This window comes from Pseudomonas tritici (assembly GCF_014268275.3).
GTDB classification, from domain to species: Bacteria; Pseudomonadota; Gammaproteobacteria; order Pseudomonadales; family Pseudomonadaceae; genus Aquipseudomonas; species Aquipseudomonas tritici.
Map to the genome: position 1 here is coordinate 2,603,272 of NZ_CP077084.1, position 14,537 is coordinate 2,617,808.

General features: G+C 61.9%; 12 protein-coding genes and 1 pseudogene. 5 read left to right on the forward strand and 8 right to left on the reverse strand.

Going from position 1 to position 14,537, the window contains the following annotated elements; translation table 11 throughout:
• Positions 1 to 33 precede the first annotated feature (33 nt).
• Positions 34 to 1,395, forward strand: a complete 1,362-nt coding sequence (locus HU722_RS11700) for an MFS transporter (protein ID WP_065876295.1) — start codon at positions 34 to 36, stop codon at positions 1,393 to 1,395.
• The gene (locus HU722_RS11705) at positions 1,392 to 2,666 is read left to right on the forward strand and encodes a glucarate dehydratase family protein (RefSeq protein WP_065876274.1); all 1,275 of its coding nucleotides are present in this window, start codon (positions 1,392 to 1,394) and stop codon (positions 2,664 to 2,666) included. Before HU722_RS11700 ends, HU722_RS11705 begins: the two co-directional genes overlap by 4 nt.
• A gap of 55 nt (positions 2,667 to 2,721) precedes the next feature.
• Here the strand turns inward: HU722_RS11705 and HU722_RS11710 are convergent, their stop codons facing one another.
• Positions 2,722 to 4,404: an AMP-binding protein gene (locus HU722_RS11710; RefSeq protein WP_186753046.1), complete on the reverse strand. Its 1,683-nt coding sequence runs from the start codon at positions 4,402 to 4,404 to the stop codon at positions 2,722 to 2,724.
• 364 nt (positions 4,405 to 4,768) lie between these two features.
• On the opposite strand from HU722_RS11710, the pseudogene HU722_RS28830 reads away from it, so the two are divergent.
• Positions 4,769 to 5,254, forward strand: a pseudogene (locus HU722_RS28830) (XdhC family protein); the annotation flags it as partial.
• A gap of 15 nt (positions 5,255 to 5,269) precedes the next feature.
• Here HU722_RS28830 and HU722_RS11720 read toward each other — a convergent pair.
• From HU722_RS11720 to HU722_RS11735, 4 genes are read right to left on the reverse strand one after another with little or no spacing between them, the layout of a single operon-like run.
• Positions 5,270 to 5,752 carry a response regulator gene (locus HU722_RS11720; RefSeq protein ID WP_049708892.1) on the reverse strand — a complete coding sequence of 161 codons (483 nt, stop codon included), beginning with the start codon at positions 5,750 to 5,752 and terminating at the stop codon, positions 5,270 to 5,272.
• The gene (locus HU722_RS11725; RefSeq protein WP_065876272.1) at positions 5,749 to 8,082 is read right to left on the reverse strand and encodes an ATP-binding protein; all 2,334 of its coding nucleotides are present in this window, start codon (positions 8,080 to 8,082) and stop codon (positions 5,749 to 5,751) included. The genes HU722_RS11720 and HU722_RS11725 overlap by 4 nt, the downstream gene beginning before the upstream one ends.
• Complete coding sequence (locus tag HU722_RS11730) at positions 8,079 to 8,732, reverse strand: response regulator (RefSeq protein ID WP_049708890.1); 654 nt, start codon at positions 8,730 to 8,732, stop codon at positions 8,079 to 8,081. Before HU722_RS11730 ends, HU722_RS11725 begins: the two co-directional genes overlap by 4 nt.
• Positions 8,729 to 9,928 (reverse strand): sensor histidine kinase, encoded by a 1,200-nt coding sequence (locus HU722_RS11735; RefSeq protein ID WP_065876271.1) that lies wholly within the window; start codon positions 9,926 to 9,928, stop codon positions 8,729 to 8,731. Before HU722_RS11735 ends, HU722_RS11730 begins: the two co-directional genes overlap by 4 nt.
• 172 nt (positions 9,929 to 10,100) lie before the next feature.
• Between HU722_RS11735 and HU722_RS11740 the strand changes: the two genes are divergently transcribed.
• Together HU722_RS11740 and HU722_RS11745 are read left to right on the forward strand one after the other, a co-directional pair.
• A complete protein-coding gene (locus HU722_RS11740) occupies positions 10,101 to 10,619 on the forward strand; it encodes an SgcJ/EcaC family oxidoreductase (RefSeq protein ID WP_065876270.1) in 519 nt (172 codons plus the stop codon).
• Positions 10,620 to 10,821: 202 nt separating this feature from the next.
• Positions 10,822 to 11,598 carry an ABC transporter substrate-binding protein gene (locus tag HU722_RS11745; RefSeq protein WP_065889343.1) on the forward strand — a complete coding sequence of 259 codons (777 nt, stop codon included), beginning with the start codon at positions 10,822 to 10,824 and terminating at the stop codon, positions 11,596 to 11,598.
• Between the two features lie 200 nt (positions 11,599 to 11,798).
• Here HU722_RS11745 and HU722_RS11750 read toward each other — a convergent pair whose 3' ends face one another.
• Genes HU722_RS11750 through HU722_RS11760 form a run of 3 tightly spaced genes read right to left on the reverse strand, consistent with a single transcriptional unit; the run spans position 11,799 to position 14,498 of the window.
• Entirely contained in the window at positions 11,799 to 12,425 is a 627-nt protein-coding gene (locus HU722_RS11750) for a helix-turn-helix transcriptional regulator (RefSeq protein WP_065876268.1), read from the reverse strand.
• Positions 12,412 to 13,557 (reverse strand): NAD(P)/FAD-dependent oxidoreductase, encoded by a 1,146-nt coding sequence (locus tag HU722_RS11755; RefSeq protein ID WP_065876267.1) that lies wholly within the window; start codon positions 13,555 to 13,557, stop codon positions 12,412 to 12,414. The genes HU722_RS11750 and HU722_RS11755 overlap by 14 nt, the downstream gene beginning before the upstream one ends.
• Positions 13,554 to 14,498, reverse strand: coding sequence for an ornithine cyclodeaminase family protein (locus tag HU722_RS11760; RefSeq protein WP_065946268.1), 945 nt, complete (start codon positions 14,496 to 14,498; stop codon positions 13,554 to 13,556). Before HU722_RS11760 ends, HU722_RS11755 begins: the two co-directional genes overlap by 4 nt.
• Positions 14,499 to 14,537: the final 39 nt, after the last annotated feature.

Sequence of the window (14,537 nt, forward strand, 5' to 3'; positions counted from 1 at the left end):
CGTCCCTAAAAAAACAATGATTGGGAGTTGCCCTTGGACACTGTTCAGAATCCGCCAGACCCGACCGTGCTCGCCCGTGCGGCCACCAAGGTCAAGCGTCATGTACTGCCATTATTTGTGGTGATGTTCATCGTCAACTACATCGACCGGGTCAACATTGGCTTTGTGCGCAGCCATTTGGAGATCGACCTGGGCATTGGCGCGGCCGCCTACGGCCTCGGTGCCGGTTTGTTCTTCATTGGCTACGCGATCTTTGAAGTGCCGTCCAACCTGCTCCTGCAGCGCTACGGCGCAAGGGCCTGGCTGACGCGCATCATGTTCACCTGGGGCGCGGCCGCGATGGCCATGGCCTTCGTCAAAGGTGAAACCAGTTTTTATGTCCTGCGTTTTGTCCTCGGCGCCGCCGAGGCCGGTTTTTTTCCCGGTGTCATCTACTACTTCACGCAGTGGCTGCCAGCCTCCGAGCGCGGCAAGGCCATGGCGATTTTCCTCAGCGGCTCTGCCATTGCCTCGGTGATTTCCGGCCCGGTGTCGGGGGCCTTGCTGCACATCAATGGTTTTAGCCTGCATGGCTGGCAGTGGATGTTTCTGATTGAAGGGTTTGCCTCGATCGTGCTCTGTGGCTTTGTATGGTTCTGGTTGCAGTCCCGTCCCGATCAGGCGACATGGCTCAGCGCAGAGGAAAAACACGCGTTGGTGAGTGCCATCGAGGCGGAACAGCTAGCGCGTGAAGCCGTCCGGACTGTCCGACCCTCGATGTTCAAGCTGCTCGCCGACAGACAAATCGCGCTGTTTTGCTTTATTTACTTTTCCATCGCCCTGACCATCTATGGCGCCACCTTCTGGCTGCCCAGCATGATCAAGAAAATGGGCAACCTGGGCGACTTCCAGGTGGGCTTGTTCAATTCGATTCCCTGGTTGATTTCCATCGTCGCCATGTACGGTTTCGCCGCCCTCGCCAGCAAATGGAAGCACCAGCAGGCATGGGTTGCGCTGATGCTGGTGATTGCCGCGTTCGGTATGTTCATGTCTACCACCGGCGGGCCGGTGTTCGCCTTTGTCGCCATCTGTTTTGCCGCGATTGGCTTCAAGGCCGCCTCTGCCTTGTTCTGGCCAATTCCCCAGGGTTATCTGGATGCCCGGATCGCCGCGGCGGTGATTGCCTTGATCAATTCGGTCGGCAACCTGGGAGGCTTTGTCGCCCCCACCACCTTTGGTTTGCTGGAACAGACCACCGGCTCCATCGAAGGCGGGCTGTATGGCCTGGCCGCTACCTCCCTGGTGGCGGCGGTGGTGGTGTTTTTTGCGCGCACCGCACCAAGGGGCACCGTGCCCCCCACACCGACTACACATCAGCACGCTTCGCGTCCAGGCCCACAGGGAGCAGCCTCTTGAAAATCGTCCGCGTTACCGTCACGCCCATTGCCTTTCGCGACCCGCCGCTGCTTAACGCCAGCGGTATCCACGAAGCCTTCGCGCTGCGCTCGATCATCGAGGTCGAGAGCGACACCGGCTACATCGGCCTTGGCGAAAGCTACGGCGATGCCCCGGCGCTGGCGATCCAGCAACAGGTGCAGCCGCAACTGATCGGCCTCGATCCCTTCAACCTGAACGGGCTGCGTGCAATCGTCCAGGCCACGGTGGCCGCGCACAAGCCCGTGAGCCTCAGCGGCGCAGAACTGGCGCCGGGCTCCCACGCCAGCAAGGCCGTGAGCAATGCCTATTCGGCGTTCGAAGTGGCCTTGCTCGACCTCCAGGCCCACGCCTTGAACGTGCCGCTGGTGGACTTGCTCGGTGGGGCGATCCGCGACCGGATCCCGTTCAGTGCCTACTTGTTTTTCAAGTACGCCGAACACATCGACTCGCCCTACAAGCCCGACAGCTGGGGCGAAGCGCTCAACGAAGAGCAGATCGTCGCCCAGGCCCGGCGGATGATCGAAGCCTACGGCTTCAAAAGCATCAAGCTCAAGGCCGGCGCGCTGGAACCGGAACATGAGGTGCGCTGCATCAAGGCGCTGAAAAAAGCTTTCCCCGGCGTGCCGCTGCGCATCGACCCGAATGGCAATTGGTCGCTGGAAACCTCGATTCGCATGGCTGAACTGCTGGGCGATGACCTGCAGTATTACGAAGACCCGACCCCGGGCCTGGACGGCATGGCCGAGCTGCACAAACGCACCGGCCTCCCGCTGGCGACCAATATGGTGGTCACCGATTTCGACGAATTCCGCCGTAGCGTAGCGCTGAACAGCGTGCAGATCGTCCTCGCCGATCACCACTACTGGGGCGGCCTGCGCGACACCCAGGTGTTGGCCAAGATGTGCCAGACCTTCGGCCTGGGCGTGTCGATGCACTCCAATTCACACCTGGGCATCAGCCTGATGGCGATGGCCCATGTGGCTGCGTCGGTGCCCAACCTTGATTACGCTTGCGACACCCATTACCCCTGGCAGGAGCCGGACGAGGAAGTCATCAAGGGTGGCAAGGTGCCGATTGTCGATGGCTGCGTGACGATTACCCGTGCACCGGGCCTGGGCCTGGAACTTGACCATGACCAACTGGGCAAGCTGCATGACCAGTACCTCAGTTGCGGCATTCGCCAGCGCGACGACGTAAAACAGATGCAGCGTTACCAGCCGGATTGGAAGACTGTGAAACCGCGTTTCTGAAGCTTGGTCGCTTCGCTTTGCCCGGTGACACATCCGCGTGTGTCACCGGGCTTTTTTATGCGAAATCTTCCTCGAAGTGTTCCTGCTCGCCGCGTGTATCGCTCTGACGACGCAGTACCTCCATCTGGCGCAGTTCAACGCGGCGGATCTTGCCGGAAATGGTCTTGGGCAGCTCGGTGACGAACTCGATACGTCGCACCCGCTTGTAGGGCGCTAGGTGTTCGCGGGCAAAGGCAAGGATATGCCGGGCCAGCTCGGCGCTGCCGGGGGCATCATGGGCCAGGATCAGGAATGCCTTGGGCACGGCGAGGCGCACGGGATCGGGGCTGGGCACTACGGCCACTTCCATCACTGCCGGGTGTTCGATCAATGCGCTTTCCAGCTCGAATGGGCTGATGCGGTAGTCGGAGGCCTTGAACACATCGTCGGCGCGGCCCACGAAAGTGATGTAGCCGTCGGCGTCGATTTGCGCGGTGTCGCCGGTGCGGTAATAGCCGTCACGCATGACTTCTGCAGTTTTTTCCGGGCTGTCTTCGTAGCCCAGCATCAGGCCGAGCGGGCGCACGTCCAGAGGCAGGGCGACTTCGCCTTCATTGGCGGGGTTGCCATCCGGGTCGAGCAGGGCCACGTGATAGCCCGGCAGCGGGCGGCCCATGGAGCCTGGCTTGAGCAACTGCCCAGGAGTGTTGCCCACCAGCGCCGTGGTTTCCGACTGACCGAAACCATCACGCAGCGGCAACCCCCAGGCCTGCTGGATCTGCTCGATGATTTCCGGGTTCAGTGGCTCACCGGCGCCGACCAGTTCGCGCAGGTTCAGGCGCGATTTGTAGCTGGCCAGATCTTCCTGGATCAGCATGCGCCACACGGTGGGCGGCGCGCACAGGCTGGTTACGCCGTAACGTTCCAATGCACTGAGCAAGGCCGGCGCGCTAAACCGCGCGACGTTATGGATAAAAATGCAGACGCCGGCGTTCCACGGCGCAAACAGGCAGCTCCAAGCATGCTTGGCCCACCCCGGTGAGGAAATATTTAGGTGCAGGTCGCCCGGCTGCAGGCCGATCCAGTACATCGTCGACAGATGGCCCACCGGGTAGCTCTGGTGGCTGTGCAACACCATCTTCGGTTTTGATGTGGTGCCCGAGGTGAAATACAGCAGCATCGGGTCGGTGGCCAGGGTGCGGCCTTCGGCTTCGAACTGCTCGGGATATTCATAGGCGGCGCTGTGTGCGACCCAGCCGGCAGGCGCCGAACCCACGCAGATGCGGCTGCAGCCTTCAGCCAGCCCGGCGAATTTGCTCACATGTGCCTCGCCGACCACCAAGTGACGAACCTGCCCGCGCTCAATACGGTCACGCAGGTCGTCGGCATTCAGCAGGGCGGTGGCGGGGATGACCACTGCACCGAGCTTGAAGGCGGCGAGCATGGTTTCCCAAAGCGCCACATCATTGCCGAGCATCAGCAGTACGCGATCACCGCGCCCAACCCCGTGGGCGCGAAGGTGGTTGGCCACTTGGTTCGAACGTGCGGCCAGTTGCTCGAAGCTGTAGCGCTGCTCGCTGCCGTCTTCCTCGACGATCCACAGCGCATTGGCCGCATTGCCCTCCGCCAAGGCGTCGAAATAGTCCCGGGCCCAGTTGAATTCGAGCAGTTGCGGCCAGCGGAAATCCCGTACGGCGGTGGCGTAGTCGGTGCGGTGAGCGAGTAGAAAATCCCGAGCGGCCAGGAAGGGCTGGGTCATGGTGGCTGTCCTTAATTATTGTTGTGGGACTGGCCCTCGGCTGAACCGAGAGGCTGGGCCGAGTATAGGCACGCATAAATCAGAGCAGAACGCCCAAAAACACCAGAGCGTTGTGCAAAAAAGTCATGTCTGTGGCATTCCTCATATGAGGCCGCGTGTTCAGGCTTGTCGTTGGATTGGGCAACAAAATCCCTCGATCAGGCAATTGCCCCAGCGCGTCACCCCACATACTCAAGTCAATACAGTCCGAGTTGAGAGGGCCGGTTCGCAACGCATGAAAAATCTAGACCTTCAGGTAATCCAGCAAGCACTGGCATGGCTCGAGCAAGGCCATAGCGTATGGCGAGGGAGGGCTCGCGCCGTCATTGGCGCTGCCCAGCGCCTGCTGATTGCCGGTCTGTCGCCAGTGGCGGAGTTCTGTGCCAGTTTTGCAGCGGCGTTGGGTTTTGAAGTGATTGTGTGCGACCCGCGACCCGAGTTGACGGACGGTTTCACGATGGCGGGCGTTGAGTTGGTCAAGCTGTTTCCAGCCACCTATATTGCTCAAGGGGGTTGCCACGCCGCCACGGCCATCGTGGCCCTGACGCATGACCCGCGCATGGACGATCTGACGTTGTTGGAGGCGGTCAGGACTCCGGCGTTTTACATCGGCGCCATGGGTTCCAGGCGCACTAGCGAAAAGCGTATGGAGCGTGTCCAGCGTATTGGTGGAATAGGGCAGCAGGACCTTGACCGCATTCATGCACCGATTGGCCTGAAACTTGGCAGCAAGACCCCGGCAGAGATTGCCCTTGCGGTCATGGCGGATATCGTTCGCGTGAGCAACGGTGTCTCGCGTGACCAGTTGTAGACCTGACCTTGTGACCTAGCAGCGGCGGATGTTCGGTGCGGTAGATGTCGAGTCGCGCCGTTGCAGCAATTCAATCTGGTCCGCCGGCACCAAGGTGCGCAGCCGCTTGTAGAGCATGCGGGTTTCCAGCAGGTTCCACACCCGCAGCATGGTTTCCAGCGCGTCCAACGGTTTACTGATGAAGTCCCTGGCGCCCAACGCCAAGGCGCGCAGGCGCGTGTCGCGGGTAGCGTCGGCGGTCAACACTAGGATCGGCAGGTATTCGCCGCTCGGGATGCGCCGGTTGAGCTGTTCCAGCACCGCGAACCCGTCGAACTGCGGCATGTGCAGGTCGAGAATCACCAGGTCCGGCTCGAAGCTGTTGAACAGGTCCAGGGTGCGCAGCGGCTCGGTGCTGCTCAGCACGTTGGTCAAACCCTCGCGCGCGAGCAGTTGCTCGACCAGGTCGAGATTGGGGCGTTGGTCGTCGATGATCAGGATACGCAGGTCGGTGGTCACACGGGCTCCGGGAAGCAGTGGTCAAGGTGGGCGAGAAACGACGGCACGTTGATCGGCTTGCTCAGCACCGCCGTCGCGCCAGCGTCGTGCAAGGCCAGGCGGGTGAGGGTGCTGGCGTCGGCGGTAATCATCAGTACTGGCGTGTTGCGCGTGATCGCGGACTGACGCAGGCGCCTGAGCACGCTCAAACCATCGATGTCCGGTAGCGACACGTCCAGCACGATCAACTGCGGCGCGTGCTGCGCGGCCAGGTCCAGCCCCAGTTGGCCTTGCATGCTGGAGAGCAGCTTTATCCCCGGACGACGTTGCAGCAAGGTTTCGATCAGCGCCAGGCTGGAGAGGTTGTCTTCGATACACAGCACCTTGCCCTGGGTGGCCGGGGAGGCGAGGGCAGGCGCCGGCGTCGGCGTCGGGCTCTCGATGACGGCGACGGTCATGCCTTGAGGCTCTGGCAACCGCGCATACGGTAACGCCAGGGTAAAGCGCGAGCCGCTACCAACCTGGCTTTGCACGTTCAGGCTGCCTTGCATCATCTCCAGCAAGCTTTTACTCAGCGCCAGGCCAAGGCCGCTGCCTTCCACATTGGGGTCGGCCCCCAGGCGTTCGAATGGCTTGAACAACTGGCCCTGGCTATCCAGGGCAATACCGTTGCCCGTGTCGCACACCGATACGCGGAGGTGCGGTGGCTCAACCTCTACCTCAATGCTGACCTGGCCCTGCGGCCGGTTGTACTTGATCGCGTTGGACAGCAGGTTCAGCAGCACCTGGGTCAGGCGCTGCCGATCAGCAACAATCCCGAGGTCGGCGGCAAGGGCGGGCACCGGTTTCAACTGGATTCCCGCGTCAGAGGCCATGGGCGACACCAGTGTCAGCGCCTCGTGCAGCGTGATCGCCAACGGGATCGATTCGATGTTCAACGGCAAGCGCCCGGCTTCGATCTTGGCAATGTCCAACACTTCGTTGATCAGCGTCAGCAGGTGTTGACCGGCACGCAGGATGTGGCCGATCTGTGCCTTCTGGCTGCTCGGTGCGTCCATGTCCAGCAGTTGCGCAAAGCCCAGGATCGCGTTGAGCGGGGTGCGCAGCTCGTGGCTCATACGCGACAGAAACTCGCTTTTGGCCCGGCTCGCACGTTCGGCTTCCTCACGCGCGGTGCCCAGCGCAATCTCGGCCGCACGGCGGTCGGTAATGTCGCGGGTGATCTTCGAGAAGCCGCGTAATGCGCCGGTCGCGTCAAACTGCGCAGTGATCACCACGCTGGCCCAGAAGCGCGTGCCATCCTGGCGGCAGCGCCAGCCTTCTTCCATGTAATCACCGTTGCGGGTGGCTTCGGCCAACGCCATGGCCGGGTGTTGCGGGCATTCCTGCGGCAGGTAGAACACCGAGAAGTGCTGGCCGAGGATTTCCTCCTCGGTGTAGCCCTTGATCCGCTCGGCACCGGCATTCCAACTGGTGACGTGGCCCGCCGTGTCGAGGGCGAAAATCCCGTAGTCCTTGACCCCGTCGATGATCAGCCGCAGGCGCTCTTCGTTCTCGCGCAACGCGCGTTCGCGCTCGGCCAGCAGCATCCCGGCTTCCACCAGGCGCGTGCCCAGTTGGCCAATTTCATCGTTTTCCGGGGGTTGCGGCAGCAGGGGCTGACCCAATGCCAGGCGTTGCGCATTGCCTTGAACATTCTGCACGCGCGCGACAATGCCCTTGGACAGAAACAGCACCGCAACGATGGCCCCGAACAGCCCACAGATGGCGGCCAGCCAGGTCGACAGCAGTAGCCGCTGGCGCGTTTCGGCCGCGGCTGCGGTGCGCTCGGCGAGCAACGAGTCCTCAAGGGTGAGCATGGTGCCGATGTGCTGACGCAAGGCATCCAGGATGTGCTTGTTGCTGACCAGAATCGTGGTGATCGATGCCTGGTTGGTGGTCGGGTCGCCGAGCATGTCCTCCAGGCCGTCGATTTTGCTGTTGATCAGCGGCGTGATCGCCGCGAGCTGTTCACGCACCCGTTGATCACGAACGTTGCCGTCGAGCCGGCGCAGGGCCGATTCGATCTGCGGCTTGGCGTTGCGGTAACTCGGCAGGAAATCCTCGCGGCGGGTCAGCAGGTAACCTCGCACGCTGGCGGCCGCTTCTGCCAGCAGGGTATGCACGGCGCGGATGTCGCCTTGCACCCGCAGTACACGGCGCACGTCTTCTTCGGCGCGGGCGGTCTGGCGCTCGGTGATGTAGATCAGTACCAGCGACAACAGCAACACCACCAAGGGCAGCGAAATCACCACGAGGGCCTTGCCCCGTAGCGGCAGGTCAGCCCAACGCCTGGCGTAGAAGACCTTCATGCGTGTGTCACCAGGCCCAACGCGATGCCCCGCACGGCCGCCTGGGTGCGATCTGCCGCACCGAGCTTGCCGATGACCCGTTCCACATGGGCTTTGGCGGTGCCGGTGGTAATGCCCAGCTGTTCACCTATCTCGCGGTTGCTCTTGCCGTTCGCCACCAGCCCCAGCACCTGGCGTTCGCGTGGCGTGAGGTTTTCCGTGGGGGTGGCGCCTGCTGCGCTGCGCTCGGTCATGCGCCGCAGCAAGCGTGCGCTGACGGCGCTATTGAGCGCTTCTTCACCCGCTGCGACCTGTTGCAGTGCATGGATCACTTCATCACGGCTGGCGTCTTTGAGCAGGTAGCCCACGGCGCCGGCGTTCATCGCCGCTTCCAAGTGATCAACGCTGTCGTCCATGGTGAACATCACCACCTTCAGCGCCGGCAGCCGTTGTTGCAGCAGGCGCGCGGCACCGAGGCCATTGAGCACCGGCATACGAATATCGAGGATGACGATGTCGGGCAGCAACTGCTCGCACAGGTCTACCGCTTGCTGGCCGTCACGCGCCTGGCCGACCACTTCGAATTGCGGATGACCGGCCAGCAGCGCGACGAACCCCGTGCGCGTGACTTCATGATCGTCCGCCAGTACCAGGCGTAATACGTGGGTCATTGCGGCGCTCCATTCAGTTGAGCCGGCACGCGGGCGTGCAGTTGGGTACCGCAGTCGATTGCACTGGTGCACGTGAGCTGGCCACCCAGCAGGCTCGCGCGTTCCTGCATGGTGGCCAGGCCCAGATGCTGAGCGTCCTGGGTGTCGAGCGGTTGGTCGAAGGCAAAGCCTTTGCCGTTATCGCTCACGCGCAATGAGACAGCGTGCTCGTGCAGTCCCAGGGCCAGTTGCACGTGGCTTGCCTGCGAATGCTTGAGGACGTTGTTAATCGCTTCCTGGCCGATCCTGAACAAGGCGATTTCCACCTGGCTGGGCAAGCGCCCCGTGTAACCTGCGCTCCACTGCACGCTGATGGCGGCGTCGCGCAGGCGGTCGGCCTCTTTGTCGAGCGCTTTGAACAAGCCGAAGTCATCCAGCACGGTGGGGCGCAGGCCGGCGATCAGTTGCCGGCCTTCACCGACCGAGTGCTGGGCCAGGGCCAGGATCGCCTGCAGGTCCGCGTCCAAGGTGCCTGGCAGTGTCGGACAACGGCCGGCAAACCCTTGCAGGCGCTGATGCAAGCCGGCGAGGGTTTGCGCCAGGCCGTCGTGCAGGTCGTAGGCCACGCGCTTGCGCTCGTCTTCCTGGGCACGCAGCAGTTGGTTGACCAGGTCCGACAGGGTCCGGTCGCGGGTCTTGAGGGTGGTCAGCAGCCGGTCGTTTTCCAGGTGCGCGGCCAGCAGCGTGGCGAGCAATTGCAGGGACTCGCTGTCTTCATTATCCGGCGCCCGCAGGCTGACGCTGTTGGCCAGGATCAAGGCGCCGAAGGCATTGCCGTCACCCCCGCGCAACGGCACTTGCAACACACTGGGCAGGGCGCCGTCCGGCAACTCCTGCCAGCAGGGCGTGCGTAAGCGGCGGTCAGCAATGCCGGTCAGGCTGCCCAAGCGCGCCTGGCTGCCGTGGCTGGCGGTGGTGCTGACGTTGCCCTCGGCGTCCCACTCCTGCAGCACGCCATGGTCCATCGCGAGAAATGCGCACGCCCGCGCCAGCACCCTCTCGCGCATGGCGTGTGGGCTCAGTTGGGTTAATTCCTGGCCGGTCTCGACCAACAGTCGCAGGCGCGCAGTGCGGCTCTCGGATTGCCGATAGTGCGCGCGAATAGCCAAGGCGCTGTTGGGATCAGGGGGCGTGGCGTCGTGTGGCGGGTTTTGCATGTTTCGGCTCCGGTACGGGCACACGCTGCGGGCGCAGGCGCGGTTATTAAACCGCGTTAACCGCACGGGGCGCCATCTGCCAAATGGCATAGATAAACGGCCCCGGTTGGCCGATGTCCGGTGGCCGGCGGGTTGGCAAAGTGTGCTCACGGACCACCACTGGAGTATCGCCATGAAGTTCAACACCGCCACGCTTGCCCTGATGTTCGCCTTGAGCGCCCCGTTTGTCCAAGCGGCTCAAACAGTCCCGTACGTGTACCGCGACGTGGCTCAGGCACCGGCCAATGTCAAAGACCGCGAGATTGCCGGTTTGTTTGACCGTTGGAACAGCGCTTTGCAGACCGGTAACGTGCAAACGGTGGTCGACTTGTATGCGCCGGGCGCGGTGTTGCAGCCCACTGTGTCCAACCAAGTGCGCACCACCCCGGATCAGATCAAGGACTACTTTGATCACTTCCTGGCGCTCAAGCCCGTCGGCCAGATCAACTACCGTGAGATCCGCCAACTGGGCAGCAACGTGGCCATGGACAGTGGGGTCTACACCTTCACCCTGACTGAAGCGGGCGGCAAGGTCCGTCATGTGCAAGCGCGCTACACCTTTGTCTACGAGCAGGTCGGTGGCCAGTGGAAGATTCTCAATCATCATTCTTCGGCGATGCCTGAAGCCCAGGCGAAACACGCCAAGCAATAAACGCTTGAGCAAAAATGTCCACGCCCTTTGCAGGGCGTGGACATTTTTTATTTGATTCGGGAGAAGATTTACCTGACAGCCTGGGAGTCGATGTGATTGACGATTAATACATAAAAGTCCAGTATGGAATTATAAGTACAAAAAAGTGACTCATCTTTTTCTTCAATCTTGCCAAACCAACAACAACTTGCGAGAAACCCTCATGAAGAAACTTCCCCTCATCACCGCCCTGGCCCTCGGCCTGATCGCCTCCAGCCATCTACTGGCCGCCGAGAAAACCCTGCGCATTGGCATCGAGGCGGCTTACCCGCCGTTCGCGTCCAAGACCGAGGAAGGCAAGATCGTCGGGTTCGACTACGACATCGGCAATGCGCTGTGCGCGCAGATGAAGGTCAAGTGTGTGTGGGTTGAAGGTGAGTTCGACGGTCTGATTCCTTCCCTCAAGGTGAAGAAAATCGACATGGCCCTGTCGTCCATGACTATCAACGAAGACCGCAAGAAGTCGGTGGATTTCACCCACAAGTACTACTTCACCTCGTCTCGGCTGGTGATGAAGGAGGGGGCGGTGGTGGATGACCAGTACGCCAGCCTTAAAGGCAAGACGGTGGGAGTGCAGCGCGCTACCACCACTGATCGTTATGCCACCGAGGTATTTGAACCCAAGGGCATCAACGTCAAGCGCTACAGCAATAACGAAGAGATCTACATGGACTTGGCGGCAGGGCGGCTGGATGCGATTTTCGCCGACACCATCCCGTTGAACGACTTCCTGCAGATGCCGCGTGGCAAGGGCTACGCGTTTGTCGGACCCGAACTCAAGGACCCGAAATACGTGGGCGAGGGCGCCGGGATTGCGGTGCGCAAGGGTAACAGCGCGTTGGTCAGCGAGTTGAACGCGGCCATCGATGGCATTCGGGCCAGTGGCGAGTACCAGAAGCTTTCGCAGCAGTACTTCAAATCCGACATCTACGGCGATTGATTGTGAGCACGGAATCTTCCGAGGGCACGGGGCAACTGTAGTGAGCGGGCTTGCCCCGCGCTGGGTGGCGAAGCCGCCCCAAATCAGGCGACTTGGTTTTATCTGGAGCTCGGCGTTGTCTTTATTGGGGCGGCTTCGCCACCCAGCGCGGGGCAAGCCCGCTCACTACAGGCAGCAAACCAGCCCCCCAGTTGATTTGTTCAGCCCTTCAATTCCTTCAAATGCTTGTAGACCGTCGCCCGCCCCATGCCCAGCACATTGGCCACATAGTTCGACGCGCTCTTGCCCTTGAACGCCCCTTCGGCATGCAGCGCCAGCACCAGCTCACGCTTGTGGTCACGGTTCAGCAGGTTCAGGCTCAACTGACGCTCGCGCATCCAGGCATGCAGGAAGGTATTGATGCGCTCCTGCCAGTCATCGCGAAACAGCGAGTCCGGTTGCGGGATCAGTTTGCTCGGCGACAGGAACAGGTCCAGCGCCGCCTTGGCGTTTTCAAACAGTGAAATATTCAGATTGATGCACAGTACCGCCAGCCGACGACCTTTATGGTCATGCAGCACCGTGCTCAGGCTGCGGATTTTCTGACCGTCCCAGTTGAGCTTTTCGTACGGGCCGATGTTCACTTCGCTGACGTCATCACTGAGCATGTCCTCCAGCGCCGAGTCATCGCCGATGCTGCGCTTGGACAGGTTGTTGGCAATGTAATCGACTTTTTGCGAGCGCAGGTCATGCAGCACCACTTCCGCATGGGGGAAAAACAGGGTGGCAATGGCGTCGGCCATCGCGCGGAAGTTCTGCATGACGTGGTCTTGTTCAACGGTGTTCATCGAGGGGCTCCAGGCGGGCAGGGGAGAGCATACCAGCGTCGAGGCCGAACCGCGTCAATCCCTCTGGCAGCGGTGCGCCGCGCACCAGTGCCGCACTGGCCTGGCCCATGGCGGGAGAGGTCTGGATGCCATAGCCGCCCTGTGCCGCCACCCAAAACAAGCCCGCTACCCGAGGGTCATAACCCGAAATCAAATCACCGTCGTGCACAAAACTGCGCAGACCGGCCCAAGTGCGCGTCGGGCGGCGAATGGTCAGCGTGGTGGCTTCCTCGATCTGGTAGATGCCCATGGCGATGTCGAGCTCTTCGGGCTGGATATCCTGGGGTTCGACCGGGTCGGCGTTGGCCGGTGAACCGAGGAACATGCCAGCGTCGGGTTTCATATAGAACGACTCGTCCAGCGCCACCAGCATCGGCCAGTGATGGCTGTCGACGCCTTCGGGGCCGGCGAAGATAAACGCCGAGCGGCGCTTGGGTTGCAGCCCGATGGACGCGGCCCCGGCAAGCCCGCCGATGTGATCAGCCCAGGCGCCGGCGGCGTTGATGATGATCGGCGCGGTATAGGTCGTGTCCTGGGTCTGCACCTGCCAAACGCCGGCGGCGTCGCGACTCAAACCGAGCACGTGGCTGTCGGTGCGCACTTCGCCGCCGTTGCGGCGGATACCGCGCAGGTAGCCCTGGTGCAGGGCGTCGGTGTCGATGTCGCTGGCAGTCGGGTCATACAGCGCACCGCGGACTTTTTCGCGGCGCAGGATCGGCAGCTTCGCGCAGGCTTCGTCGGCGCTGAGCAGTTCAACCTGCGACACGGTGGCCTTGGCGCTGAGGTACTGGGCGTTCAACTCGGCTGCATCGCCAATGAAATCCACCGTCATTTCGCCGCGTGGCGTAAGCAATGGATGTTCGCAAAAGCCCGGCGGCGGGTTGTCGAAAAACTCGCGGCTGGCCAGGGTCAACGCGCGCACCTGCGGTGTGCCATAAGCGGCGGTATACAGGGCTGCAGAACGCCCGGTGGAGTGATAGGCCGGGTGGCTTTCGCGTTCCAGCACAATCACCTTGCCGTGCTGCGACAGCCAGAACCCCGTGGAAGCTCCGGCAATGCCGCCGCCGATGATGATGAAGTCTGCGTGGCTCATAGTTGTCTCCAGAGGGCATTGGCCAGTGCGATGTCTTCCAGGCCCAGGCCGATGGAACGGAAAAATACGTGGCGGTCGTAGGACGGGCGCTGGACGTGGTCGCTGAGCAGTTCGGGCAGGTCGCCGACCACAGCGCGCGGGTCCCAACCGTGTTGTTCAGCGGCGATCAGCATTTCACCGGCTGAGCCTGGGGTGGTCTGGCGATAATCGCAGAAAACCTGCATGCCATTGAGGGACTGCGACGGTACTTCATGGGCGCGCGGGGCGTTGGTGCTGATGGAAGTAATCAACGCCGGTTTGCTCAGGCGCGTCGGGTCGAGCACCGGCCCGGCTGACGAGGTGCACAGCAGGATCACGTCGGCGTCTTCTACCGCCTCATCACAGCTCTTGGCGATGACCACACGTGGGTCCAGGCTTTTGAGCTGCTCGATGGTCTCGGCGGGCGCCTTGGCCAGGCTTGGCGAATACACGCTGATGGTCTGCCAATCCCTGAAATCCTTCACATAGTGCAAATGCGCTTGCGCCACCTTGCCACTGCCAATAATCGCCAAACGCCGCGCGGCTAAAGGCGCCAACGCATCCACCGCCAGTGCAGTCGTAGCGGCCGTACGTGCCGTGGTCAGCTCGGCGGCATCGCACAGCAGCAGTGGCTGGCCGGTCTGCATTGACATCAACAAGGTCCATGCGGTCACCAGTGGCCCCTGCTCACGCACGATATACGGCGAGGTCTTGACCCCGTACACCCCATCCTCGGCCAGCACGCCCAGGTAATTGATGAAGTCGCCAGCCGCTTGCGGGAACTCCACCAGTTGCTGCGCCGGCTGTACTGCTTGCCCGGCCGCCAGGTCATGGAACAGCTTGCGCAGGATCTGCGGCACATCGATTTTGGCGAGCAGTTCGCGGGCCTGGGCCTGGTGGATCACGTGAGGTGTGCTGGGCATGAGTGTCTCCGCAGGTAAACTAATTTGTCCATTATGGAC

Excerpts from the sequence above, each read along its gene's own strand:
- HU722_RS11710 (WP_186753046.1), bottom strand. The coding sequence starts at position 4,404 with ATGACCCAGCCCTTCCTGGCCGCTCGGGATTTTCTACTCGCTCACCGC.
- HU722_RS11725 (WP_065876272.1), bottom strand. The coding sequence starts at position 8,082 with ATGAAGGTCTTCTACGCCAGGCGTTGGGCTGACCTGCCGCTACGGGGC.
- HU722_RS11730 (WP_049708890.1), bottom strand. The coding sequence starts at position 8,732 with ATGACCCACGTATTACGCCTGGTACTGGCGGACGATCATGAAGTCACG.
- HU722_RS11735 (WP_065876271.1), bottom strand. The coding sequence starts at position 9,928 with ATGCAAAACCCGCCACACGACGCCACGCCCCCTGATCCCAACAGCGCC.
- HU722_RS11740 (WP_065876270.1), top strand. The coding sequence starts at position 10,101 with ATGAAGTTCAACACCGCCACGCTTGCCCTGATGTTCGCCTTGAGCGCC.
- HU722_RS11745 (WP_065889343.1), top strand. The coding sequence starts at position 10,822 with ATGAAGAAACTTCCCCTCATCACCGCCCTGGCCCTCGGCCTGATCGCC.
- HU722_RS11750 (WP_065876268.1), bottom strand. The coding sequence starts at position 12,425 with ATGAACACCGTTGAACAAGACCACGTCATGCAGAACTTCCGCGCGATG.
- HU722_RS11755 (WP_065876267.1), bottom strand. The coding sequence starts at position 13,557 with ATGAGCCACGCAGACTTCATCATCATCGGCGGCGGCATTGCCGGAGCT.
- HU722_RS11760 (WP_065946268.1), bottom strand. The coding sequence starts at position 14,498 with ATGCCCAGCACACCTCACGTGATCCACCAGGCCCAGGCCCGCGAACTG.